The organism is Paracoccus chinensis, from assembly GCF_900102885.1.
GTDB lineage: Bacteria > Pseudomonadota > Alphaproteobacteria > Rhodobacterales > Rhodobacteraceae > Paracoccus > Paracoccus chinensis.
The window spans coordinates 1-22166 of record NZ_FNGE01000017.1; the positions used below are offsets into that span (position 1 = coordinate 1).

Below are 22166 nucleotides of genomic sequence, written 5' to 3' on the forward strand. Positions count from 1 at the left end.
TCGTCTTCGGTTCAGGGCTCGCTGCTGCCAGCCCCTCCATCATCCGCGCAAAGACGCCCATATCGCCCCACCGCTTCCAACGGTTGTAAAGCGTCTTAGCCGGACCGTATTCCCTGGGCGCGTCGCACCACCGCAAACCATTGCGATTGATGAAGATAATGCCGCTCAGAACACGCCGATCATCAACACGCGGCTTGCCGTGGCTCTTCGGAAAGAAGGGCCGGAGCCGTGCCATCTGCTCATCGGTCAGCCAAAAAAGGTTGCTCATCGATCAGTCTCCTCACGGAGACTGAATCACGCAGCAGCAGGCAAATCAATGGGTCCTGACCCTAAAGGCGGCGAGGTGGCTGCGGGGGCCTTCCGCCCGCGCCTGCCCGCTGCTGACGGCCTCCTGTAACTCCGCATATGCCTCCGCCCGGCTGGTAAGGCCGGAGGGGGCTGCGATGTCCAGCGGCGGCCCTTCGATCAACCGGCTCTCATAGTGCTCGCCCTTGTTGGGCAAGTAGATTGGCTGGGCTGTGCGCGCCAAGCTGCGGTCAGGGTGCAGCCCGGCCTTTTCCAAGCCGTCAAACAAGGCATCCTGCATCGGCCCATACCATGCGCCCGGCAGCGGCTGCTTTAGCGGCAGCAGCCCGCGCCATTTGCGCGCCTCGGGCTTGGCGCTGCGGGTTGCGTAGATCAGGCATTGAACGCCGCCCAGCATCTTGCCTACGGCGGCCACGACCTCCTCCAGGGACGGGTTGTCCTCGTCTATGTCGAAGGCGAGGGCGTAGAACTTCCCCCGCTCGCGCTGCACCGCATGGCTACGCGCATCAGGCCCCCGGTAATAGCTGGGGATGATCCACTGCGCTTCCTCCTTAGCGACGGTGCGTGGGTTTTCGGCCATAGCCACGATGTCGTCCCACGTGACCCCCTCATAAGGTCGATCTGAATTGGCGCGGGTATCAAAGGCACCCATGCCGGTGCAAAATCCGGGGCTTGCATTTTCGCTGGGCATTCTCTATTATTCCCTTAGCTTTGGTGAGACTTGCCCCGGCGTATCAAATGCGCCGGGGCTTTTTCTTTCTCGTCATTGCAGCGTAAGCGTTTTGCGCTGGTGCTTGCGGTAGGCGATCATAGCTGCCTTGAATCCTTGGAGGTAATGCAGGTCGATCAGGGTACCGCTGATACTTATCCTCCCGGCGTTGTTCACCTTGATTAAGGAGGTAGTCTTATTGGGTTTCTTCATGATCTTGTCCCACATCATCATGAGCGTGAAATCGTCATTTACCGCTGGCTCGCCATAGTCGTAGAAGTCTTCCGGGTCGGTATAGTAGAGCCTCGTTATCGGGGCTTCCCGCAGGACGAGTGCCCATAGGGTTTCGGAAGACTCGCAGATAGACCGCTCAACTCCCCACTGGCTTGCCGACTCATCCAGCGCCTCCACTTCAAACGGAAACGCCGTGCGGCGGCGCAGAATGCGATCCGGGTTGCTCTCGAACCATTCAAGGTCGTTTTCCTCAACGTCGAGATAGTCATCAACGGTCCAGCTCATTTCACTTTCTCCCGCGATTCTTCCCAAGCCTGAATCTCGTCAATCCGCCAGCGGACCATATGCGGCCCCAGCTTATAGGGCTTGGGAAAATCAGGAACGGAGTACGGTCCATTTCCTGACCAATTCCACACACAGGGAATCGAGATACCAAGTCTTTCAGAGACTTGCTTCACGGATAGGTATTTCATAGCAGGGCTCCTTATGCTTAATGCCATATAAGCCCTAATATAGCTTTGTGATTAATAGGTAGGCAATAATTCAATTGAGTATATTCGCAAATAAACTGCGCTAACAAACTGTTCTTACGTAACTTTCTTTGATCTTGATGTGGAACTTGACCTCGCACATCATGCGATAATCAAGAATTGCGCCCAATTAGTCATCATTTCACGCCGCCGTTCCACCATATCGCTGCGACGATACGCGCGTTCCACGTCCGAGCCTACGCTATGGGCAAGGGCAAGCTCGGCGGCGATGTGGTCGGCCCCCGTTTCGGCAGCCCAGTCTCGGAAGGTGCTACGGAGGCCATGCGGCACGGCGGGCTTGCCGCTGCGTGGGTCCAGCCAGCCCTTGCGCCCCGCCTCGACCTCGGCCTCGTGCATCCGCCGCATGGTCGCGGAAAGGGTCATGTCGGATAGCTGGGCGTCGCGCTTGGAGGAGGGGAAGACAAGCGGGCTGTCTGCGAAGCGGGGCAGGGCCTTGAGCAGCGCCACAGCCTGCGGCGGCAGCGGCACCCTATGGTCATTGCCTGCCTTCATGCGGGACGCTGGGATGACCCACATAGGGTTGTCGCCGTCCAGCCCGTACAGCTCGTCCCATGTCGCGCCCCGGATCTCGCCCGACCGGCTGGCGCACAGCGTCAGGAACTCAAGCGCTCGCGCGCCCATGCCGTCCCGCTGGCGCAGGGCCGCGAACCAAGCGGGCGCGTCGGCCAGCGCCAAGGCGGGGTGATTGCTGCCCTTGGCGATCTTGGACGGCGCGGGCAGCAGCTCCTTGAGGTTGCCTCCCCAGCGCGCCGGGTTATCGCCCGTCCGGTGCCCTGCCACGGTGGCCCATGATAGGATGGCTTCAATGCGGGACCGCACCCGGGTCGCCGTATCCGTCTTATTGGTCCAGAGGGTGCCGCCTTCCTCCAGCGGCTGATTGAGGACGCGCAGCACGTCCTGCACCGCAATGTCCTGCATCAGCATGTCGCCGATGTGCGGGCGGGCGTAGCGGTCCAGCGAGGACACCCAGCGGCCTTGCTCGCCGACCCCTGCCAGCTTCGCCTCGCTGTACTTGCCGATGGCATCGCCGAAGGTCAGCCCCCGCCGCTGGGCCGCCGCCAGCGCCGCGCGGGCCGCCTTGCGCTCCTCCGCCGGGTCGATGCCCTGTCTGATCTTGTCCTTGGCCTCGCGCGCCCTGTCGCGCGCCATTGCCAACGTGACATCCGGGTAGCCACCCAAGCCAATGTCGCGCGTCTTGTCGCCTACCTTGGTGCGAAGTATCCATGTGCGACCGCCTGTGGACAGCAACTGCATATAAAGGCCCGCGACCCCACCGACCGCCACCATAGCCCCCCGCCGCCCCTCCGGGCATTTGAGCCGCTTCACCTCAATAGCCGATAGTTCTTTAGCAGCCCTTGGCATGGCATATACACCCATTACTACACCCATAATAGCAGCTTAAATTGGCTTGGGCGGGCTTGCAATGGATTCATATGGCGGACAGGCTTTTGTATATGAAAAACAACAACTTAATCCGCCGATTTATGCCGCTTTGGGGTGGCTTAGAGGGGCGAATGGCCGCAGGGTCGCCCACCATTCCCCAACATGCCGGGAATATGGTGGTCATTGATCGCTGACCGGGGGCGCAGATGACCGACAATCCTGATCCGAACAGCCGCCAGGCCGAACGCGACGCCCGCAAGGCCCGGCGCATCGCCGAACGCGAGGCGCGCCGCGCCGAACGGCAAGCAGAACGCGCCGCGCGTGCGAAACCTGCGCGCGAGAATGGCATTGCTGCTGGCGCCACCGAATCGCCTGTCCGCATTGAACCGGCGCAGGCGCAGTCCGATTTCGACATTCTGGTCGTCGGCCAGGGCGGCGGCATCGACCGGCAGGCCGCGATTCTGGCCGCCAGCCTGCGCCGCAACGCGCCCGGCTTTCAGGGCCGCCTGATCGTCGCCGAGCCGCAGCCCGAGGGCGCATGGTCAGGCACCGATCCGCGCATGTCACCGCAGGCCCGCGCCGCGCTGAAGGCGTTCGGCGCCGAGATCCGCCCCCTGGTCGCCCACGACTTCGGCCGCAGCTATCCTTACGGCAACAAGATCGAGGCGTTGGCGCTGCTGGATGCGGGCCGGCCGTTCCTGTTTCTCGACAGCGACACGCTGATCCTGGGCGAGATCGGCGCGCTGCCCTTCGACTTTTCGCGCCCCTCGGCCTCGATGCGGCGAGAGGGAAGCTGGCCGCAGCCTCCCGCCTATCGCCAGACTTACGCCTCGATCTGGCACTCGCTTTACGACCGCTTCGGGCTGGAGATGGACGGCTCGCTGGACCTGTCCCAGCCCGAGGAGCATTGGGAGCGGTTCCTTTACTTCAACGCCGGCTGGTTCTTCGGCGCGGACGGGCCCGAGTTCGGTCGCCGCTTCCGCGACTGGGCCTTGGCCGTGCGCAACGACCCGGGCGAGGCGCTGGCCTGCCAGTCGCTTGACCCGTGGCTGGACCAGGTGGTGCTGCCACTGGTGATCCACAGCTTCGGCGGCGGCCGCCCCGGCCCCGAACTTGCGGGCCTCGATGGGGACATTACCTGGCATTACCGCAACCTGCCGCTGCTTTACGCGCGCGGTCCGCAGCGTGCCCTCGACGAGTTTGAGGCTGTCGCCGCGCGGCCAGAGATCGTTCCCCTGCTGTCAGAGTGGGAAGCGGCCGAGCGTCTGCTGCGCGCGGGCGAGGGGCGCCGCACGATCCGCCCCATGTTCGCGGACTACCCGGTCCATGCGCCCGAGCGCGGCATCCGCAAGCGGCTGAAGCAGGCGAAGCTCTGGCTCGACTGAACAGACCCGCGGCGTTGCGCCTGCCTGCCTTGTTGCGCTAATCGCAACTGTCCCGCAGATGGAGGCCGCGATGCCTGACACCACCACCGACACGGCCCGCCGCGTCACCGTCAGCCGCAAGACGGCGGAAACCGACATCACGGTGACGATCGATCTGGACGGGCGAGGCCGATCGTCCAGCAGGACAGGCGTCGGCTTCTTCGACCACATGATCGACCAGCTTGCCCGTCATTCGCTGATCGACATCGACCTGAAGGCGACGGGCGACCTGCATATCGACGACCACCACACGGTCGAGGATTGCGGCATTGCGCTGGGGCAGGCGCTGACGAAGGCACTGGGCACCAAGCGCGGTATCCGCCGCTATGGCAGCTTCCACCTGGCGATGGACGACGCGCTGATCCGCGCGGCGCTGGACCTGTCGGGGCGGCCCTTCCTCGTCTGGAACGTGGACTTCCCGACCGACAAGATCGGCAGCTTCGACACCGAGCTGGTGCGCGAGTTCTTCCAGGCGCTGTCCACCCACGGCGGCATCACCCTGCATGTGGACCGGCTGCACGGGCTGAATTCGCACCACATCGCGGAAGCCAGTTTCAAGGCCGTGGCCCGTGCCCTGCGTGAGGCTGTCGAGCCCGATCCGCGCATGGGGGGAGAACTGCCCTCGACCAAGGGGGCGCTGTAAATGCGCGTGGCCCTGATCGATTATGAAAGCGGCAACCTGCACTCGGCGGCCAAGGCGGTGGCGCTGGTCGGCGCCCATCGCGGCGCCGAGGTGCAGGTGACGTCCGACCCCGAGGTCGTCGCGCGCGCCGACCGGATCGTCCTTCCCGGCGACGGCGCCTTCCCGGCTTGCCGCGCGGCCTTCGAGGCCGTGCCGGGCCTGCACGAGGCGCTGGAAGAGGCCGTGACGCAGCGTGGCGTCCCCTTCCTCGGCATCTGCGTCGGGATGCAGATGCTGGCGACCGAGGGGCTGGAATACCGCCCGACTCCCGGCTTCGGCTGGATCAGGGGGCGGGTGGACCGCATCATGCCGGACGACCCCAGCCTCAAGGTGCCGCACATGGGCTGGAACGACCTGATCCTTCATCGCCCCCATCCGGTGCTGGAGGGCGTGCCCGCGGGCGGCCATGCCTATTTCGTCCATAGCTGGCATTTCGTGACCGATCGGCCCGAGGATCTGGTCGCCTCGGTCGATTACGGCGGGCCGGTGACGGCGGTGGTGGCGCGCGACAACATCGTGGGACTGCAGTTTCACCCCGAGAAATCGCAGGCGCTGGGCCTGCGCATCCTCGGCAACTTCCTCGACTGGAAGCCCTAGGCCGCGCCGCCCTGCGCCAGAGGGATCGAGTCCCCCGCGTCGTCTTCGATCGGCGGGCCGAAGCGCGCCAGCATGTGCTTCATGATCTGGTCGCGCGACTGGCGATAAAGGCCCAGCTTGGCCTCGCGCCCCTCGGCCAGCCCCGAGGGGTCCATGATGGGCCAGTATTCCACCTCGAGATGGTAATGGCGCGTCAGCTCCAGCGCCTGGTGCTTGCTGGCCGGCGTCAGCGCCACCACCAGGTCGAATTGCCCCAGGTCGTCGCCCCATGCCCGCATCTCGTCGAAGCTGCGGGTGCGGTGGCGGGACAACTCGACCCCGATCTCCTGGCAGACGGCGATGGCGAAGCCGTCGATCTCCATGTCGTTGTGGACGCCCGCCGACTGCACATAGGCCTGTCGCCCGTAGAGCTTCTTCATCATGCCTTCCGCCATGGGCGAGCGGATGGCGTTGTGATCGCAGCAGAACAGGACCGAGTTCGGGATGCCGGCCTTGTCCTCCATGGGCCTTATTCCGTCACCAGCGCGCAGATCAGGGTGAAAAGCCGTCGCGAGGTGTCGATGTCCACCGTGGCCTTGCCGTCGAGCCGTTCCTGCAGGGTCCGCGCCCCTTCGTTGTGGATGCCGCGCCGGGCCATGTCGATGGCCTCGATCTGCGCGGGCGGCAGGCGCTTGACGGCGTCGAAGTAGCTTTCGCAGATCTGGAAGTAATCCTTCACCACTTGCCGGAGGGGGCCCATCGACAGGTGGAACTCGGCCAGCCTTTCGCCCGCTTCCGAGGACAGCTCGAACACCAGCCGCCGGTCACGCACGGCCAGAAGCAGCGCATAGGGTCCGCCGGGCGCGGGCTGGTCGGGGCGGCCGGGCAGCGCGAGGCTGTTGTCTTCCAGCAGGTCGAAGATGGCGACGCGGCGTTCCTGCTCCATCTCGGGCGTGGCCGGGGGCAGGGCGGAATCGTCGATCTCGACCCGGATGAGGCGATCGGTTGTCATCGGACGAGCCCCCTTGGCTAGCGCTGCCCCCTTCCGGGCGGCTGCCACGATCACGGCAAGCGCCGGATCATTCAAGCGGAAAGGCGGGCCTCAACCCCGGTTCAGCGTGGCAAGCCGCGCCGTGATCGAGCGCCCGTGCGCCGACAGCCCCTCGGATTCCGCCAGCCGCACCGCTGCGGGGCCGATGGCGGACAGCGAGCCGGGGTCCAGCCGCGACAGCGTGGTGCGCTTGAGGAAGTCCATCACCGACAGCCCCGACGAGAACCGCGCCGAGCGCGCCGTCGGCAGGACATGGTTCGGCCCGCTGACATAGTCGCCCGCCGCCTCGGGCGTCCAGCCGCCGAGGAAGATCGCGCCCGCGTGGTTGACCCGCGTGGACAGCGCCTCGGGGTCGTCCACGCACAACTCAAGATGCTCGGGGGCGATGCGGTCGGACAGCGCCGCCGCCTCGGTCAGGTCGCGCGTCACGATGACCGTGCCGTGGTCGCGCCAGCTTGCGCCCGCGATGGCGGCGCGGGGCAGGGTGGGCAGAAGCCGCTCGACCTCGGCCGCGACCGCCTGCGCCAAGCCTTGGTCCGGCGTGACCAGGATCGACTGCGCGTCGGCGTCATGTTCGGCCTGCGCCAGCAGGTCCAGCGCCAGCCATTCCGGGTTCTGTGCCCCGTCCGCGATCACCAGCACCTCGGACGGGCCCGCGATGCTGTCGATCCCGACGCGCCCGAAGACCTGCCGCTTGGCCGCCGCCACATAGGCGTTTCCCGGTCCGGTGATCTTGTCCACCGACCGGATCGTCTCGGTTCCGTAAGCCAGCGCCGCAATCGCCTGCGCGCCGCCGATGCGGTAGATCTCATCGACCCCCGCCAGTTGGCAGGCCAGCAGCACCAGCGGATTGACCTCGCCGCGCGGCGTTGGCACGCAGACCACCAGCCGCCCGACCCCTGCCGCGCGTGCGGGAATGGCGTTCATCAGCACGGATGACGGATAGCTCGCCTGTCCCCCCGGCACGTAAAGCCCGGCCGAGGACACCGGCGTCCAGCGCCAGCCCAGCCGTGCGCCCGCCTCGTCCGTCCACATCGCGTCCTCGGGCATCTGTCGCGCGTGATAGGCGCGGATGCGCTCGGCCGCGAGTTCCAGCGCCGTGCGATCCTCGGCCGACACCTGCGCCGCCGCGGCCTCGATCTCGGCCGGGGAAAACCGCAGCCCCTCGGCCGTCAGCTCCAGCCGGTCGAAGCGCGCGGTCAGCTCGACCAGCGCCGCGTCGCCCCGCGCTCGTACCTCCGCGATGATCCCGGCCACCGCGTCGCCCACGTCGGCGGAATCCTCGCGCTTGGCCGACAGCATGGCGGCGAAGCGCGCCTCGAAATCGGGGTCAGAGGTGGACAGGAAGACGGGCATGGTCGGTCCTTTCGGCGGCTTGGCTCGCCTGTTACCGCCGCGGGCCCCGCCTCTCAAGCCGAAGCCCGCGTCTTCTTCCCGGCCCAAATCCCCTGGAGTGAGCCGCCAGCGATGGCGAGGCGCGGGGCCCCTTGTGTCACTCGTGCCGGGGCATGTCGCCCGACACGGCCAGATAGGGCCGCGTCACGTCGCGGAGGTCCACCGACAGGCATTCCGCGTCGATGGCGATGGTCCCGTCGCCCGCGAAATTCAGGGTCAGAATGCCCGTGCCATCGTCGCCCGGTTGCCAGCCGAGGTCCAGCAGCGACAGGACCGTGCCCGGATCGGCCCGGTCGATCCCGTCATGCCGGACCCGCAGCGCGTCCGAGATCACCAGCAGCGAGCGCACCCGCTCATAGGGCCGCCCCTCGCGGCGCGCGGCCTCGGCGTCCTCCCAGCGAAAGCGGTTCAGCAGCAGGCTGAAGCGCCGCGCGCGGCCGTCGTGCAGCATGTCGCCCGCCGTCAGAACCGCGTCCTGCGCCAGCGTGGCGAGGATGCGCAGGTCCTCGGCATCCTCGGCCCGGATCGCCAGAGAGATGTCCGGCCCGGCGTCGGCATAGCGCGCGTCAGTCATGGATCGGCTGCTCCTTGATGCGTTCGATGTCCGCGCCCACGCCGCGCAGCTTGCTCACGACCTTCTCATAGCCGCGATCCAGATGGTAGACGCGGCTGACCACCGTCTCGCCTTCCGCCGCAAGCCCCGCGAGGATCAGGCTGACCGATGCCCGCAGGTCCGTCGCCATGACCGGCGCGCCGCGCAGCTTGTCCACCCCGGTCACGCGGGCGTGGCCGCCGTGGACTTCGATCCGCGCGCCCATGCGGGCCAGTTCCGGGGCGTGCATGAAGCGGTTCTCGAAGATCGTCTCCTCCAGCACGCTGACGCCCTCGGCGGTGCAGAGCAGCGCCATCATCTGCGCCTGCAGGTCGGTGGGGAAGCCGGGGAAGGGCTCGGTCACGACATTGACGGCGTTCACTCGGCCATTCCGGCGGCTGACCGTCAGCCCGCGCTCGGATTCGGTGACGCTGATCCCGGCCTCGTCCAGCTTCTCGCAGAAGGCCTGCACAAGCTCGATCTTCCCGCCAAGGCAGGTCACCTCGCCGCCGCAAATGGCAGGGGCGAGCATGTAGGTGCCCAATTCGATCCGGTCGGTGACGACGGGATGCGTCGCGCCGCCCAAGCGCTCCACGCCCTGCACGGTGATGGTCGAGGTGCCCTCGCCCTCGATCTGGGCGCCCATGCGCCGCAGGCAGCGGGCGAGATCGACGATCTCGGGCTCGCGCGCGGCATTGTTCAGGACCGTGGTTCCGCGCGCCAGCGTGGCCGCCATCAGCGCGTTCTCGGTTGCGCCAACCGAAACCAGGGGGAAGTCGATCACCGCGCCCTTCAGCCCGCCCGCCGGCGCCTTGGCATGGACATAGCCGTCGCGCAGGTCGAGTTCTGCCCCCATCGCCTCCAGCGCGCGCAGGTGCAGGTCCACGGGCCGCGCTCCGATGGCGCAGCCGCCGGGCAGCGAGACGACCGCGTGGCCGTCCCGCGCCAGCATCGGCCCCAGCACCAGGATCGAGGCGCGCATCTTGCGCACGATGTCGTAATCTGCCCGGTGGCTCGTCAGCGCATGGCTCGACAGCGCCAGCACCTGCCCGTCCTGCAGGCGGGCGACCTCTGCCCCAAGGCTTTGCAGCAGCGCTGTCATGGTGCGGATGTCCGACAGCCGCGGCGCGTTGGTCAGCGTCAGGGGCTCGTCCGTCAGCAAGGTCGCGGGCATCAGCGTGAGGCAGGCGTTCTTCGCTCCCGCGATCGGAATCTCGCCGTTCAGCGGACCGTTGCCGCGCACCAGAATCGTGTCCATCAGTCCTCGCTCGCGCCCTCGTCCGGGGTCTCGCCCGCGGGGCCGTTGTTCTTGCTGCCCGTCATGAGGCCGGCTGCCTTGTCCCCCTCGGCCTCGCCTTCGGCGCGGCTGCGCGCCTGCGCCTTGCGCCGCGCCAGGTTGGCGCGCAGCGCAGCCGTCAGCCGCGCCTGGCGGCTGTCGGAGGAGGGTGGGGGGCGGCGGTCCTTGCTCACCGCGCCCTGTTACTTGCGGCAATCCCGCCCGTCCAGCAGCGCGCGGGCGAGCCGGAGGGCTAGATGCGGTTTTCCGCGTAATTCCCCTTGCACGTCGTCGGGCTTGCGTCTAAATCGCCCCGCACGGTCCAAGCGGACCACCGGCGCTGCGGTAGCTCAGTGGTAGAGCACACCCTTGGTAAGGGTGAGGTCGAGAGTTCAATCCTCTCTCGCAGCACCATTTTTCCAATCTTCCATGCGACCAGCTGCCGCCTTGCCTTGGCGACCCGGTGTGACCACATCGGGCGCATGAGCATCCTGTCCCGCTTCGACGTCACCGCCGACCAGATTTCCCAGGTCGTCCAGACCTTCTACGCCGCCGTCCGCCGGCACGAGGTGCTGGGCCCCGTCTTTGCGGCCCATGTCGCCGACTGGCCCGCGCATGAGGAGCGCATCGCCGCCTTCTGGCGCAACGCGATCCTTTACGAGCGGGGCTATGACGGGAATCCGATGCAGGTCCATCGGGCGGCTGGCGACGTTCGGCCCGCACATTTCGACGACTGGCTGATGCTGTTCGACGCGACGCTGATCCGGGTGCTTCCGCGCGACACGGCGGTCGCCTGGTCGGCGCTGGCGCACAGGATCGGTGCCGGGCTGCGGATGGGGGTGCGCGACACGGGCGGCCCGCCCATTCTGCGCTAGCGCCGGTCGATCCTCAGGCGGATGCCGTCGCGCCCGCGCACGGTCAGGCGGGCGACGGGCACCGGGTCCACCGCCCCGCGCGACAGCCGCAACTCGCGGCAGATCAGCGCCAGCATCAGCGGCCCCTCGATCATGGCGAAGCCCGCGCCGGGGCAGACGCGCTGGCCGGCGCTGAAGGGGATATAGGCCGAACGCGCGCAGGCGCGGCCGTTCTCGGTGTCCCAGCGCGCCGGGTCGAAGGCGTCGGGGGTGTCCCACAGCCGTTCATGCCGGTGCAGGTGCCAGGGCGACAGGACGACCTGCGTGCCGCGCGGCAGGTTCCGGTCGCGGAGGCATTCGGGCTGCACCGTCTCGCGCACCATCATGGGAACGGGCGGGTAAAGCCGCATGGTCTCGCGGAAGACCGCTCGGGCGGTCTTGAGGCGGGACACGGCGGACAGGTCCGGGCGGTCCCCTTGCAGGACCTCGCGCGCCTCGGCGGCGACGCGGTCCTGCCACTCGGGCGCGGCGGCCAGCAGCCACAGCGCCCAGGCGAGCGCGCTGGCCGAGGTCTCGTGCCCCGCCAGGAAGAAGATCGCCACCTGGTCCACCATCTCGTCGGGGGTGAAGCCCTGACCTGTCTGAGGGTCAGGCGTGGTCATGATCTTGCTGGCAAGGTCGTCGGGCGCGCGGCCCGCATCGATCTCGGCCGCGCGGGCATTGACCATCCGGGAGATGAGGCCGCGGATGGTGGCGGCCGTGTGCCGCGTCCGCCGCCCGTGCCAGCGCGGCACCCACGCAGGCAGCGGTACCAGCGCGGCGAGGTTGACGATGGGCTGGGCGTCCTGGTGGGCGCGGAAGGCGGCGAAGACCTGCGCCGCCGTCTCGTCCTCGATCGGCACGGAAAACAGCGTGCGGAAGATCACGTCGGCGGCGGCATGGCTGGTTTCCGGCTCGACGTCGATCTCGGTTCCCGCATGGGCGGCGAGGCGGTGGGTTGCGGAAAGGGCCGCGTCCCACATGGCGGGCAGGGTATGGCCCAGGCGCCCCCCCTCGAAGGCCGGGTCGATGATGCGGCGCTGGCGTTCCCAGAGGGGACCGTTCGTGACAAAGACCGACTGGCCCAGCAGGGGGGCCAGCCCCTCGCGTAGTCGGTTCGACTTGGGAAAGTCGCGCGGGCGGGCCTGCAGGACCAGCTTGACCAGCGCCGGGTCGTTGCAAACCACGCTGCGCAGCAGGGGGCTGCGGAACTCGGCCATCCAGGCGCGGTAAAGCCGCGCGGGCAAGGCTGACAGCAGGTCGCGGCGGAAGCGCAGGGCATAGCGCAGGACGCCGCCGCGACCTTCCGTCGTGCGGGGCTTGGGCGGGATCATCGTGCGCCTCGCGGCAGCGCATTCCTCATGGCGCCCCCTTCCGTCGACCGGGCCAGTCGTTCACCGCCCTTGCGATGCGGGCGGGCGAGTGGCTGCGGCCCGCATAGCGATCCGCCAGACGCAACGGCCCGGCGGTAAGGGCGAAGTAATCGTAGTCGCCGGGCCGGTCGAAGGCGCAGAGATACTGGAAATGCAGCCTGAACCAGCGGCCCCGCAGTTCCCGCTGCTTTCCGGGTGACAGCGTCCGCGTGAAGGCCGCCGACAGCACCAGCGGGCCGCGCCGGTCGGGCGGCTCGACCCCCGAGACAGCGACGGGATCGCAGAGGCCGAAGCAGCAGGCGTCCCCCGGCGCACTCACGTCCACCCAGGCGAGTTCGGGCCATGCCGAGAGATAGCGAAGATCCTGCCGCAGCCGTCCCGCGCGCGGCAGGAAGGCGGCCATCGGCACCACATGGCCCAGCGTCAGCAGGGACAGCCGCCCGTCGCCCCGCGCCCGCCCCGAGCGGATCAGGTCGGCCAGTACCGAGACCGCGATATAGGCGCCCGAGGAATGGCCCACGACCAGCACCTCGTCCCAGTCGTCCGCCAGCACCACCGCGATGCGGTCGGCAAAGGACTTGATGCGGGCCTCCAGCGCAGGCGAATAGGCCCCGCCGTCCTGCGCGGTGAAGGCATAGTCGTGCATCAGGTAATAGGCGAAGATGCGCCCGTCGTTACGCCGAAATCCCCACAGGATCGCGGCGGCCGCGAGAAGCCCCGCGACCAGTCCTAGCAGCCAGTGGGCCAGCCACGCGCCCATCCACCAGACCCCCGCGCTGACAATCAGCGCCAGTGCCAGTTCCGCCAGCAGCACGACGATGGGATAAAGCGCCGCGATCACGGGCGCGCGCCGCAGCCGCATCAGCCGGAACAGCGCGCCCGAGCCGATATAGGCCCAGGCCGTCCGCACGAGCTGCGCATAAGTTGCGGGGATCGAGCGGCCCATCGAGCTCTGCACCACATCTGACCAGACCAGCACCTCGATGTCGGCCTGCGCCGTGCCTTCGGGGAAATGCCCCGTCACGCCCCAGCCGAAGCCCCTGCGGTCGCGCCGCGGGCCGAAGTCGAGCCGATAGCCCGAGATGCGCGCCTGCGCCTCGCCCTCGCGGCGGTAAAGCTCACGATAGCGGCGGGCCGGAATGGGATCGTAGCCGGGGATGTAGAGCACCCGGCGGCGGAAGGATCGGCTCATCTGGCGCCCGGATTGTTGCGCGTGCAGCATATTGGCTGGGGCACCGGGGGCAAGCGGCGGTGCCATGTGAAGGGGAGATCCCGACCGGCCTTTGGGGTTCGGGGCATCGGGAGTCAGAAAGATCTGGCAGGTGCCTGCAGGCTCGTCAGGCGGCGGGCAGGTTCCAGCGGCGCTCCAACGCCTCGATGGCCTCGATGCGGCGCGGGATCGGCGGGTGCGAGGCAAGCCACGCCACCGGGCGGCCCGTCATGCCGGTCAACTTGTCCAGCCGCGACAGCAGCGCCTTCTGCGGGGCGGTGCCGAAGCCAGCCTTCACCATCAGCGCGGCGGCGAAGGCGTCGGCCTCGTATTCGTCCTCGCGTGACAGCCTTGCGGCCAGCGCCGAGGCAACCAGGCTCGCGATCCAGGGGCCGATGAAGGGAATGAAGCGGCCGAAGGTCGTGGCCAGCACCATGCGCACTAGGTTCTGCCCGGCGAAATCCATCATCCGGCGGCGCGCATGGCCATGGGTGACATGGCCCAGTTCATGCGCGATGACCGAGGCAAGCTCTGCCTCGGACACCCGCCCGGCGTCGAGCTGGTCGAGGAAGCCGCGCGTCAGGAACACCCGTCCGTCGGGCGCGGCAAGGCCGTTGACCGGCTTGATCTCGTAGACATGGGCCCTGACCGGACCGATCCCCATGGCGCGGCCCAGCCGGTCCAGCGCCGCGGCAAGCCGGGGGTCGTCCAGCGGCGTCGAGTTCTCGGTCAGCTGCTGGCGCAGCCGCCAGGCCGACAGCAGCCACATGACGACGGCGTAAAGGATGATGAGAAGGATCGGCAGCAGCTTCATGGCGCCAATCTGGGCGCGGGACCGGCAGCAATCAACGGCGCTCAGCCGAGAACGCGCATGGCCCGCGTCAGTCCTTCCAGTGTCAGCGGCATCATCCGGTTCTCGAAGATCCGGCCGATCATGCCGATGGACTGGGTGTGGGGCCAATGGCGTTCAGGGACGGGGTTCAGCCAGACGTGGTCGGGCCAGGTCTCGCAGAGGCGGCGCAGCCACAGCTCGCCCGGCTCGGGGTTCCAGTGCTCGTTGGCCCCCCCGGGCGCGACGATCTCGTAGGGCGACATCGAGGCGTCGCCAACCACGATCACCTTCCAGTCGCGGCCATAGCGGTGCAGCAGGTCCCAGGTCGGGACCGTCTCGTTCCAGCGGCGGCGGTTGTCGCGCCAGACGGATTCGTAAAGGCAGTTGTGGAAGTAGAAGTGCTCGAGGTTCCTGAACTCGGCACGGGCGGCCGAGAACAGCTCGTCCACGACGCGGATATGGTCGTCCATACTGCCGCCCACGTCCAGGAGCAGCAGCACCTTGACGGCATTGCGGCGTTCCGGCCGGGTCTGGACGTCGATATAGCCGTGATCGGCGGTGGCGCGGATGGTGCCGGGCAGGTCCAGTTCGTCGGCCGCGCCATGGCGCGCCCACTGCCGCAAGCGCTTCAGCGCGACCTTGATGTTGCGGGTGCCAAGTTCCACCCTGTCGTCGAAGTCACGGAACTCGCGCTTGTCCCAGACCTTGACCGCGCGGCGGTGGCGGCTTTCGTCCTGCCCGATCCGCACGCCTTCCGGGTTGTAGCCATAGGCCCCGAAGGGCGAGGTGCCCGCCGTCCCGATCCACTTGTTCCCGCCCTGGTGCCGGCCCTTCTGCTCGGCCAGACGCTGGCGCAGCTTTTGCATCAGCGCCTCGAAGCTGCCCGCGCCCTCGACGGCGGCGCGCTCCTCGGGGGTCAGCAGCTTCTCGGCCAGCTTTTCCAGCCAGTCGCGGGGCAGGGCCGCCTCGCTGACCAGCGCCTCGACCGGAACCGTCTCCAGCCCGGCGAAGCTTTCCGAGAAGGCACGGTCGTAGCGGTCGATGTGGCGTTCGTCCTTGACCAGGATCGCGCGCCCGACGGTGTAGAAGTCGTCGACCGACCAGCCCGCCACCCCGGCCTCCATCGCGGCCATCAGGTCCAGCCATTCCCGCAAGCTGACCGGAACCCCGTGGCGGCGCAGCGCATCGAGGAACGGGCGGAACATGCCTCAGCCCCGCAGCGCGCGGTCGAGCAGGATCGTGACGAACAGCGCCACGATGGCGAAGGCGATGGCGTGGACGGCCGCGTATTGCAGGCGGTCCTTGCGGTTCCCCTGCGCCCGGCGCGCCCGCAGGTCCCCGAGAAGGGCGCCAAGCACGATGGCGACGATGACGATCATGGGCCGCTTCCCGGATGGATGGACGGATGAACCGCTGCTGTAAGCGAATCGGACCGGGCTGACAAGCAAGGGGGATCGCCGGCAGACACGGGGGCAGGTTCTTCCGAATTGATCTGCCGCAGGTATTTCTGGCCTCCGGCTCGCGCGGAAATTGCATAATGATTCCGGTCGCTCTCTGGGTGCGTGTATTTTTAATCTTTATTGGTGTTCTATTTGTTCGCGTGCTGCGGCATCAATCCAGAACGCGCTTGTTGCCGCGTTGTTTATCAGTTTTTCCGATTGTCGGAGTTGCCAGTATGACCTTCTGCTCCTGCCCCGAGCCGGGCGGCTGTGACACGACGTTCAAGGCCATCTACCTTGGTGACGTTCATAGCGATCAGTATATTGACCGTTATGAAATCCTGCCCGGTTCGGAAACGGCTCATTGCCTGTCCGGTACCACCTTCGGTTCGCACGATAATCCCTTGGCCGACAACATCGTCGACATCACGGTCACCAGCGACCTGAACCGGGACGGCAAGCTCGAAGGCAACAATCTTTTCGGTTGCTACGACACGTTCAAGACCTCGCCTGCCGTCGAGGTGCCCGATCGCAAATCGGGAGAGGTCAAGCAGGTCAGCCATTTCAGGTATGATGGCGTTTCGCAATTCACCGCCCAGATCACTTATGCGGACGGCACCTGCGCCAATACGGTGCTGACCGTTATTCAGGATGATTTGGGGCGCACTTTCGTGGTTCCTCCGGAAAACGGCAAAGGCGGCGACGTGATCGGCGCCAAGCCGATCTCCTCGATCGAACTGATCTGCCCCATTCCGGATAAGGACAACGACTACAACTATTGCCCGCCTGACGACTGGACGCCCATCCCCTGCTTCACCGCCGGGGTGCGCCTGGCGACCGCCAAGGGCCAGCGTCCGGTCGAGAAGCTGGCCATCGGCGATCTGGTGCAGACGGCCGACAACGGTCTGCAGCCCGTCCGCTGGATCGGCATGCGGACGCTGGATGCCGTGGATCTTGCCGCGAACCCGAACCTGCGCCCCATCCGCATCCGCAAGGGCGCGCTGGGCGACCGGCTGCCCAAGCGCGACCTGCTGGTCTCGCCGCAGCACCGGATGATGGTGCGCTCGGACGTGGCACAGGCGCTGTTCGGCACCGACGAGGTACTGGTGGCGGCCAAGCACCTGCTGGCGCTGGACGGCGTCGAGGTGGCCGAGGACCTGACCGAGATCACCTATGTCCACCTGCTCTTCGACCGCCACGAGGTCGTCTATGCCGAGGGCGCGCAGTCCGAATCGCTTTATACCGGCGAGCAGGCCCTGCGCGCGGTGGGCGAGCCCGCCCGGGCCGAGATCTTCGCGCTGTTCCCGGAACTGGCGACAGGGGCGGAGCCCGTGCCGGGCGCGCGGCTGTTCCTCAGCGGCCGGCAGGGCCGCGACCTCGCGGCGCGTCACGCGGGTATCCCGCTGCAGTAAGCGGCACATCCTCGGATCATCGGAAAGGGGCCTTTCGGGCCCCTTTTTCGTTCCCGCGAATCCCTGACGGGATCGGCGGGGTTGAACAGAATCCGGGAGACGCTTAGTTTCAACTCAACACGATTTCGGAGGGCGTTGCAGATGGCGCCCAGGCGTCCCGCGGGTGCGGACGCGTCCTCGGCCCCGGTTCCGGTGGCCTCGCCTGCCGTCACCCGCCAGCCCGACGACGGGTCGCTTTATGCGGCCCTCGATCTGGGCACCAACAGTTGCCGGATGCTGATTGCCCGCCCCATGGGCAGTCAGTTCCAGGTGATCGACAGCTTCTCGAAGCCGGTCCAGCTGGGGCACGGCCTTGAAGCCTCAGGCCGTCTTTCGGGTCAGTCGATGATCCGGACGGTTCATGCGCTGCAGGTGTGCCGGCGCAAGATCGAGCAGCATGGCGTGCGTCGCATGCGGCTGGTCGCGACCGAGGCTTGCCGCAGGGCAAGGAACAGCCGCGACTTCCTGCGGATGATCAAGCACGAGACCGGCCTGCCGCTCGAGATCATCCCGGCCGAGGAAGAGGCGCGGCTGGCCGTGATCTCCTGCGCGCCGCTGGTCAGCCTGCGGACCGAGCAACTGCTGGTGGTGGACATCGGCGGCGGCTCGACGGAACTGGTCTGGATCGACCTCGGCGATGTCGAGCCGGTGGAACGTCCGCGCGCGATCATGCGTCTGGCGGACGGCTTCCACGACTGCTCGCCGGGCGCGGCGCGGGTTGTGGACTGGATCAGCGTGCCCTTGGGCGTGGCCACGCTGCGCGACCAGTTTGATGACGTGACCGACGATCCCGCGCGCTTTGCCCTGATGAGCTGGCAGTTCGAGCAGATGCTGGAGGGCTTCAAGCCCTACACGACCGGGATCAAGGCCGACGACAAGTTCCAGATCATCGGCACTTCCGGCACGGTCACGACGGTCGCGGCCAGCCACCTCGGGCTCAAGCGCTATGACCGGACTAAGGTGGACGGGCTGACGATGACCACGGCCCAGATCGACCGGGTGATCCAGAATTACCTCGCCCTGGGTCCCGACGGGCGGCGCGCCGATCCCCGCATTGGCCGGGAACGGCACGCGCTGATCATGTCGGGCGCGGCGATCCTGCAGACGCTGATGCGGGTCTGGCCCACCAGTCGGCTGTCGGTCGCGGACCGCGGACTGCGCGAGGGGTTGCTTTATGCGCAGATGGTGCGCGACGGGGTGCTGACCTCGGATGGATTGATGGGAGTGGCATGATGACGGCTGGTTCGGGCAACTCGGGCGGCGGAACCAAGCCGGGCAGCCGGGCAGGGAAGGGCAGTTCCGGGCGCGGCCAGCGCGACCTGCGGGTGCGGGTCAAGACCGCCAAGGGGCGCAAGCTGTCCTCGACCCTCTGGCTCGAACGCCAGCTGAACGACCCTTATGTCGCTCGGGCCAAGCGCGAAGGCTATCGCGGCCGTGCGGCCTACAAGATCATCGAGCTTGACGACAAGTACGGCTTCCTGAAGCCGGGCGCGCGGGTGGTCGACCTCGGCTGCGCGCCGGGCGGCTGGTGCCAGGTCGCTGTCGGCCGCGTGAATGCGCTGGGCGAGCGGAAGGGCAAGCCCCAGGGTCGCGTGCTGGGCGTGGACCTGCAGGAGGTCGATCCGATCGCGGGGGCCGAGATCCACCAGCTCGACTTCCTGGCCGAGGAAGCGGACGAGAAGGTCAAGGCCTGGCTGGGCGGTACGGCCGACGTGGTGATGTCGGACATGGCCGCGTCGTCCTCGGGGCACAAGGGGACCGACCATCTGCGGATCGTGGCGCTGGTCGAGGCGGCGGCCCAGTTCGCCTTCGACGTGCTGGAACCGGGCGGCACCTTCGTCGCCAAGGTGCTGGCAGGCGGGGCCGAGCAGGGGCTGCAGGCGATCCTCAAGCAGAACTTCACCTCGGTGGCGAATGTGAAGCCCCCGGCAAGCCGCTCGGACTCCTCCGAGAAGTTCGTCGTGGCCATGGGCTTCCGGGGACGGCGGGACCGTGCCGAGGATACGGCCGGAGACGCGGATGGCAAGGGCGGGGAGGTCTGAAGCTTCTTCTGCAGCTATCCTCTCAGTTCAGCCGCCGGAAGGCCTCGGCGGGCCTTCCGGTCGCGGCCATGAACACCCGGTTCATGTGGGCGACCCCGGTGAAGCCCAGTTCCTCGGCGATCTGGGACAGGCTGTGGCGCGGATCGGCCAGCATGGCCCGCGCGCGGTCCAGCCGCAGTTCGTACAGCAGGTCCAGCGCCGAACAGCCCCGGTGCTTGCGGCAGGCGGCGTCCAGACCCGCCGCGGTCGCGCCCAGCGCATCGGCCAGGTCGGCGATGGTGCGGCCGCGCCCCATTTCCCGGCCTGCGAAATCCAGGTAGGCCTGAACCAGGGCGTGGCTGTCGCGCCCCGGCAGTTCGGGCCGGCTGGCTTGGGGACGGGCGGCGAGCCGTTCCAGCGAGGTCGCGATCAGCTCGACCCGGCAGGCGGCGGTCGCGGCAGCGATCGGGTCATGCGCGCGGGCGGCAAGCGCCGCGAGATCGGCCGAAAAGGCGTCGCTGACGCCTGCACCCACGACAATGCGGCTGGGCAAGGACAGCCGCTCGGCCATCTGGCGCGCCATCAGCAGGACCTGCCCGCGGACGCCCGGCTGCGGTTCCGCGGCGAAGGCAATGCCGGCGGGGATGAAGACCACGCTGCCCGCCCCGTGATCGACGGCGCCGCTGGGCAGGATGATCCGCATGGTACCCGCTGTCACCCGGATCAGGCAGTGGTCGCCCCGCGTCCGTCCCCGGCGCAGTCCGCCCGCCCACGTCGCGCCGCCCCAGACGAAGCTGTCCAGCGGCAGCACCCGCAGCCCACTTTCCGGCAGGCGCGGCCGCCCGGCAAAGGGCGTGACCGGCACGGTCGGCTGGGGCGAGTTCGCAGGCTCGGTCCGCAGGGTCAAAGGCGCCTCGGCGGGACGCGGCATCAGGGGGATCTCGTCTGGGCGGCTCGGCTCGGCGGACATGGTGGACCCCCTGCGGTTTCTGAGGACGGATCAGTAAAGATCAAACACCAAGAAACCCTTAAGCGTTCCGCCGGCGCCTTTCAGACCTCCAGAATCGTCCAGTTCCGCATGCGGTTGCGGAACCAGATGCGCTGGCTTTTCGCATATTGCCGCGTGGCGATGACCGCGCGCTCGCGCGCCTCGTCCATGGTCACGCGGCCTTCCAGGTAGTCCTTCAGCTCGGTCGCGCCGATCGCACGCGTCCACTGTGCGCCGGGCTGCCAAAAGGGCAGGGCCTGCCGCACTTCCTCCAGCGCACCCGCGTCCAGCATCGCGTCGAAGCGGCGGGCGATCCGCTCTGCCAGACGGTCGCGGTCCATCTGCAGGACGATGCGCTGCGCGGCTTCGGGCGCGATCAGCGGGGGCGGTGTCTCGGCCTGCCAGTCGGCCAGGCCCCGGCCCGTGGCGCGCAGCACCTCCCAGGCGCGCTGGACGCGGGCGGGGTTCTTCAGGTCGAGGCCCGTGCGTGTGCGGGCGTCCAGCGCCGCGACCATGCCGGCCAGGTCCCCGCGCGCCAGCCAGGCGTCGCCCTCGGCCCGGATCTCGGGCGGCACGGGCGGGATCACGGCCAGCCCCGAGGTCAGTGCGGTGAGATAAAGCCCGGTCCCCCCGGCGATCACCAGCGGGCAGCCCTGTTGAAGCAGCGCCGCCACCTCGGCCAGCCAGTCGCCGACCGAATAGGCACGGCCCGGCGCGACATGGCCATAAAGCCGATGCGGCGCGGCGGCCTCGTCCCCAGGCGAAGGTCGCGCGGTCAGTACCCGCCAGCAGGACCAGACCTGCAGCGCGTCTGCATTGACCACCGCGCCCCCCATGGCCTGCGCGATCCGCAGCGCCAGCGCCGATTTCCCCGAGGCGGTGGGTCCTGCGATCAGCACGGGGCGGGCCGGATCGAGCCCTTCGATCAGGCGATCGGAAGATGTGGCGGTGGACGTGTTGATCATGCGCCCTATCTGCGGCATTTTGCGCGCCGATGTAATCCGGGGGCTTGAGCATGACCGACACCGACCTGACAACCCCCGCGATTGCGTCCTCCCTGATCCATCCGCCCGCGGGCTATGACCGCGTGATGCTGAAGATCTCGGGCGAGGCGCTTATGGGCGACCAGGGCTACGGCCTGCATCCGCCGACAGTCGCGCGCATCGCCAATGAGGTGAAGTCGGTCCACGACATGGGCACCGAGATCTGCATGGTGATCGGCGGCGGCAACATCTTCCGCGGCCTTCAGGGCAGCGCCCAGGGGATGGAGCGTGCGACCGCCGACTACATGGGGATGCTGGCCACGGTGATGAACGCCCTGGCCATGCAGGCCGCGCTCGAGGCCCTGAAGATCCACACCCGCGTCATCAGCGCCATCCGCATGGACGAGGTGGCCGAGCCCTATATCCGCCGCCGCGCCATCCGCCACCTGGAAAAGAAGCGCGTCATCATCTTCGCCGCCGGCACCGGGAACCCATATTTCACCACGGACACCGCCGCCACGCTGCGCGCCAACGAGATGAACTGCCAAGCGATCTTCAAGGGCACCAAGGTGGACGGGGTCTATGACAAGGACCCCAAGAAGCACGCCGACGCGGTGCGCTATGACAACGTCACCTATGACGAGGTGCTGCAGAAGCACCTGAACGTCATGGACGCCTCGGCCATCGCGCTGGCGCGGGACAACAACCTGCCGATCATCGTCTTCTCGCTGGACGAGCCCGGCGGATTCCGCGGCATCCTGGCCGGCGACGGCACCTATACCCGCGTTCACGGCTGA

General features: G+C 67.8%; 26 protein-coding genes and 1 tRNA gene. 9 read left to right on the forward strand and 18 right to left on the reverse strand.

Translation table 11 applies throughout. The features are described from left to right. The 5 genes from BLQ03_RS14295 to BLQ03_RS14315 all read right to left on the reverse strand — a co-directional run. Positions 1–268, reverse strand: a 268-nt coding sequence (locus tag BLQ03_RS14295; RefSeq protein WP_139166749.1) for a transposase, incomplete at its 3' end; no start/stop codon positions are given. Between the two features lie 45 nt (positions 269–313). Continuing rightward, a complete protein-coding gene (locus tag BLQ03_RS14300; protein WP_139166750.1) occupies positions 314–997 on the reverse strand; it encodes a hypothetical protein in 684 nt (227 codons plus the stop codon). A gap of 72 nt (positions 998–1069) precedes the next feature. After that, positions 1070–1534, reverse strand: a complete 465-nt coding sequence (locus BLQ03_RS14305) for a hypothetical protein (protein WP_090757013.1) — start codon at positions 1532–1534, stop codon at positions 1070–1072. Beyond that, positions 1531–1749, reverse strand: coding sequence for a helix-turn-helix transcriptional regulator (locus tag BLQ03_RS19215; protein ID WP_090757014.1), 219 nt, complete (start codon positions 1747–1749; stop codon positions 1531–1533). Before BLQ03_RS19215 ends, BLQ03_RS14305 begins: the two co-directional genes overlap by 4 nt. 132 nt (positions 1750–1881) lie before the next feature. Continuing rightward, a complete protein-coding gene (locus BLQ03_RS14315; RefSeq protein WP_090757015.1) occupies positions 1882–3162 on the reverse strand; it encodes a tyrosine-type recombinase/integrase in 1281 nt (426 codons plus the stop codon). Between the two features lie 227 nt (positions 3163–3389). On the opposite strand from BLQ03_RS14315, the gene BLQ03_RS14320 reads away from it, so the two are divergent. The 3 genes from BLQ03_RS14320 to hisH all read left to right on the forward strand — a co-directional run bounded on the left by BLQ03_RS14320 (position 3390) and on the right by hisH (position 5886). Further along, positions 3390–4568 (forward strand): hypothetical protein, encoded by a 1179-nt coding sequence (locus BLQ03_RS14320; RefSeq protein ID WP_090757016.1) that lies wholly within the window; start codon positions 3390–3392, stop codon positions 4566–4568. A 70-nt stretch (positions 4569–4638) separates the two neighbouring features. Beyond that, positions 4639–5250, forward strand: a complete 612-nt coding sequence (gene hisB, locus BLQ03_RS14325) for an imidazoleglycerol-phosphate dehydratase HisB (RefSeq protein WP_090757017.1) — start codon at positions 4639–4641, stop codon at positions 5248–5250. Then, positions 5251–5886 carry an imidazole glycerol phosphate synthase subunit HisH gene (hisH, locus tag BLQ03_RS14330; RefSeq protein WP_090757018.1) on the forward strand — a complete coding sequence of 212 codons (636 nt, stop codon included), beginning with the start codon at positions 5251–5253 and terminating at the stop codon, positions 5884–5886. Here the strand turns inward: hisH and BLQ03_RS14335 are convergent. The 6 genes from BLQ03_RS14335 to BLQ03_RS14360 all read right to left on the reverse strand — a co-directional run bounded on the left by BLQ03_RS14335 (position 5883) and on the right by BLQ03_RS14360 (position 10373). Then, positions 5883–6389, reverse strand: a complete 507-nt coding sequence (locus BLQ03_RS14335; RefSeq protein WP_090757019.1) for an arsenate-mycothiol transferase ArsC — start codon at positions 6387–6389, stop codon at positions 5883–5885. The genes hisH and BLQ03_RS14335 overlap by 4 nt on opposite strands. 5 nt (positions 6390–6394) lie before the next feature. Beyond that, positions 6395–6877, reverse strand: a complete 483-nt coding sequence (locus BLQ03_RS14340; protein ID WP_090757020.1) for a UPF0262 family protein — start codon at positions 6875–6877, stop codon at positions 6395–6397. A gap of 90 nt (positions 6878–6967) precedes the next feature. After that, positions 6968–8272 (reverse strand): histidinol dehydrogenase, encoded by a 1305-nt coding sequence (gene hisD / locus BLQ03_RS14345; protein ID WP_090757021.1) that lies wholly within the window; start codon positions 8270–8272, stop codon positions 6968–6970. A gap of 136 nt (positions 8273–8408) precedes the next feature. Beyond that, positions 8409–8885 carry a DUF2948 family protein gene (locus BLQ03_RS14350; RefSeq protein ID WP_090757022.1) on the reverse strand — a complete coding sequence of 159 codons (477 nt, stop codon included), beginning with the start codon at positions 8883–8885 and terminating at the stop codon, positions 8409–8411. Next, positions 8878–10161 carry a UDP-N-acetylglucosamine 1-carboxyvinyltransferase gene (gene murA, locus BLQ03_RS14355; RefSeq protein ID WP_090757023.1) on the reverse strand — a complete coding sequence of 428 codons (1284 nt, stop codon included), beginning with the start codon at positions 10159–10161 and terminating at the stop codon, positions 8878–8880. Before murA ends, BLQ03_RS14350 begins: the two co-directional genes overlap by 8 nt. After that, on the reverse strand, positions 10161–10373 hold the full coding sequence (locus tag BLQ03_RS14360; RefSeq protein WP_090757024.1) for a hypothetical protein: 213 nt from the start codon (positions 10371–10373) through the stop codon (positions 10161–10163). The genes murA and BLQ03_RS14360 overlap by 1 nt, the downstream gene beginning before the upstream one ends. A 145-nt stretch (positions 10374–10518) precedes the next feature. Between BLQ03_RS14360 and BLQ03_RS14365 the strand changes: the two genes are divergently transcribed. Further along, positions 10519–10593, forward strand: a tRNA-Thr gene (locus tag BLQ03_RS14365). 68 nt (positions 10594–10661) lie between these two features. After that, positions 10662–11054: a group III truncated hemoglobin gene (locus tag BLQ03_RS14370; protein WP_090757025.1), complete on the forward strand. Its 393-nt coding sequence runs from the start codon at positions 10662–10664 to the stop codon at positions 11052–11054. Here the strand turns inward: BLQ03_RS14370 and BLQ03_RS14375 are convergent. The 5 genes from BLQ03_RS14375 to BLQ03_RS18400 all read right to left on the reverse strand — a co-directional run bounded on the left by BLQ03_RS14375 (position 11051) and on the right by BLQ03_RS18400 (position 15866). Beyond that, the gene (locus BLQ03_RS14375; RefSeq protein ID WP_090757026.1) at positions 11051–12406 is read right to left on the reverse strand and encodes a cytochrome P450; all 1356 of its coding nucleotides are present in this window, start codon (positions 12404–12406) and stop codon (positions 11051–11053) included. The genes BLQ03_RS14370 and BLQ03_RS14375 overlap by 4 nt on opposite strands. A 25-nt stretch (positions 12407–12431) precedes the next feature. Beyond that, positions 12432–13637 (reverse strand): hypothetical protein, encoded by a 1206-nt coding sequence (locus tag BLQ03_RS14380; RefSeq protein ID WP_090757057.1) that lies wholly within the window; start codon positions 13635–13637, stop codon positions 12432–12434. A 145-nt stretch (positions 13638–13782) separates the two neighbouring features. Further along, positions 13783–14469 carry a M48 family metallopeptidase gene (locus tag BLQ03_RS14385; protein WP_090757027.1) on the reverse strand — a complete coding sequence of 229 codons (687 nt, stop codon included), beginning with the start codon at positions 14467–14469 and terminating at the stop codon, positions 13783–13785. 41 nt (positions 14470–14510) lie between these two features. Continuing rightward, a complete protein-coding gene (locus BLQ03_RS14390) occupies positions 14511–15692 on the reverse strand; it encodes a vWA domain-containing protein (RefSeq protein ID WP_090757028.1) in 1182 nt (393 codons plus the stop codon). A 3-nt stretch (positions 15693–15695) separates the two neighbouring features. Then, a complete protein-coding gene (locus BLQ03_RS18400; protein ID WP_090757029.1) occupies positions 15696–15866 on the reverse strand; it encodes a hypothetical protein in 171 nt (56 codons plus the stop codon). Positions 15867–16330: 464 nt separating this feature from the next. Between BLQ03_RS18400 and BLQ03_RS14400 the strand changes: the two genes are divergently transcribed. The 3 genes from BLQ03_RS14400 (at position 16331) to BLQ03_RS14410 (ending at position 19419) form a co-directional block, all read left to right on the forward strand. Next, entirely contained in the window at positions 16331–17338 is a 1008-nt protein-coding gene (locus BLQ03_RS14400) for a Hint domain-containing protein (RefSeq protein ID WP_245688932.1), read from the forward strand. A 141-nt stretch (positions 17339–17479) separates the two neighbouring features. Next, positions 17480–18610 (forward strand): Ppx/GppA phosphatase family protein, encoded by a 1131-nt coding sequence (locus tag BLQ03_RS14405; protein WP_090757031.1) that lies wholly within the window; start codon positions 17480–17482, stop codon positions 18608–18610. Further along, positions 18610–19419, forward strand: a complete 810-nt coding sequence (locus BLQ03_RS14410; RefSeq protein ID WP_090757058.1) for an RlmE family RNA methyltransferase — start codon at positions 18610–18612, stop codon at positions 19417–19419. Before BLQ03_RS14405 ends, BLQ03_RS14410 begins: the two co-directional genes overlap by 1 nt. A gap of 22 nt (positions 19420–19441) precedes the next feature. On the opposite strand, the gene BLQ03_RS14415 is transcribed toward BLQ03_RS14410, so the two are convergent. Further along, complete coding sequence (locus BLQ03_RS14415; RefSeq protein WP_090757032.1) at positions 19442–20368, reverse strand: helix-turn-helix domain-containing protein; 927 nt, start codon at positions 20366–20368, stop codon at positions 19442–19444. A gap of 80 nt (positions 20369–20448) precedes the next feature. Beyond that, a complete protein-coding gene (gene miaA, locus BLQ03_RS14420) occupies positions 20449–21351 on the reverse strand; it encodes a tRNA (adenosine(37)-N6)-dimethylallyltransferase MiaA (RefSeq protein WP_090757033.1) in 903 nt (300 codons plus the stop codon). Between the two features lie 125 nt (positions 21352–21476). On the opposite strand from miaA, the gene pyrH reads away from it, so the two are divergent. Then, complete coding sequence (pyrH, locus tag BLQ03_RS14425) at positions 21477–22166, forward strand: UMP kinase (protein ID WP_090757059.1); 690 nt, start codon at positions 21477–21479, stop codon at positions 22164–22166.

Bases quoted from the DNA above. Each gene is read 5' to 3' on its own strand.
- BLQ03_RS14405 (WP_090757031.1), top strand. From the start codon at position 17,480: ATGGCGCCCAGGCGTCCCGCGGGTGCGGACGCGTCCTCGGCCCCGGTT.
- BLQ03_RS14375 (WP_090757026.1), bottom strand. From the start codon at position 12,406: ATGATCCCGCCCAAGCCCCGCACGACGGAAGGTCGCGGCGGCGTCCTG.
- BLQ03_RS14315 (WP_090757015.1), bottom strand. From the start codon at position 3,162: ATGCCAAGGGCTGCTAAAGAACTATCGGCTATTGAGGTGAAGCGGCTC.
- BLQ03_RS14385 (WP_090757027.1), bottom strand. From the start codon at position 14,469: ATGAAGCTGCTGCCGATCCTTCTCATCATCCTTTACGCCGTCGTCATG.
- pyrH (WP_090757059.1), top strand. From the start codon at position 21,477: ATGCTGAAGATCTCGGGCGAGGCGCTTATGGGCGACCAGGGCTACGGC.
- BLQ03_RS19215 (WP_090757014.1), bottom strand. From the start codon at position 1,749: ATGGCATTAAGCATAAGGAGCCCTGCTATGAAATACCTATCCGTGAAG.
- miaA (WP_090757033.1), bottom strand. From the start codon at position 21,351: ATGATCAACACGTCCACCGCCACATCTTCCGATCGCCTGATCGAAGGG.
- BLQ03_RS14305 (WP_090757013.1), bottom strand. From the start codon at position 1,534: ATGAGCTGGACCGTTGATGACTATCTCGACGTTGAGGAAAACGACCTT.
- BLQ03_RS14320 (WP_090757016.1), top strand. From the start codon at position 3,390: ATGACCGACAATCCTGATCCGAACAGCCGCCAGGCCGAACGCGACGCC.
- BLQ03_RS14300 (WP_139166750.1), bottom strand. From the start codon at position 997: ATGCCCAGCGAAAATGCAAGCCCCGGATTTTGCACCGGCATGGGTGCC.
- BLQ03_RS14410 (WP_090757058.1), top strand. From the start codon at position 18,610: ATGACGGCTGGTTCGGGCAACTCGGGCGGCGGAACCAAGCCGGGCAGC.
- BLQ03_RS18400 (WP_090757029.1), bottom strand. From the start codon at position 15,866: ATGATCGTCATCGTCGCCATCGTGCTTGGCGCCCTTCTCGGGGACCTG.
- murA (WP_090757023.1), bottom strand. From the start codon at position 10,161: ATGGACACGATTCTGGTGCGCGGCAACGGTCCGCTGAACGGCGAGATT.
- hisD (WP_090757021.1), bottom strand. From the start codon at position 8,272: ATGCCCGTCTTCCTGTCCACCTCTGACCCCGATTTCGAGGCGCGCTTC.
- hisB (WP_090757017.1), top strand. From the start codon at position 4,639: ATGCCTGACACCACCACCGACACGGCCCGCCGCGTCACCGTCAGCCGC.
- BLQ03_RS14380 (WP_090757057.1), bottom strand. From the start codon at position 13,637: ATGAGCCGATCCTTCCGCCGCCGGGTGCTCTACATCCCCGGCTACGAT.
- BLQ03_RS14340 (WP_090757020.1), bottom strand. From the start codon at position 6,877: ATGACAACCGATCGCCTCATCCGGGTCGAGATCGACGATTCCGCCCTG.
- BLQ03_RS14415 (WP_090757032.1), bottom strand. From the start codon at position 20,368: ATGTCCGCCGAGCCGAGCCGCCCAGACGAGATCCCCCTGATGCCGCGT.
- BLQ03_RS14390 (WP_090757028.1), bottom strand. From the start codon at position 15,692: ATGTTCCGCCCGTTCCTCGATGCGCTGCGCCGCCACGGGGTTCCGGTC.
- BLQ03_RS14335 (WP_090757019.1), bottom strand. From the start codon at position 6,389: ATGGAGGACAAGGCCGGCATCCCGAACTCGGTCCTGTTCTGCTGCGAT.
- BLQ03_RS14350 (WP_090757022.1), bottom strand. From the start codon at position 8,885: ATGACTGACGCGCGCTATGCCGACGCCGGGCCGGACATCTCTCTGGCG.
- hisH (WP_090757018.1), top strand. From the start codon at position 5,251: ATGCGCGTGGCCCTGATCGATTATGAAAGCGGCAACCTGCACTCGGCG.
- BLQ03_RS14370 (WP_090757025.1), top strand. From the start codon at position 10,662: ATGAGCATCCTGTCCCGCTTCGACGTCACCGCCGACCAGATTTCCCAG.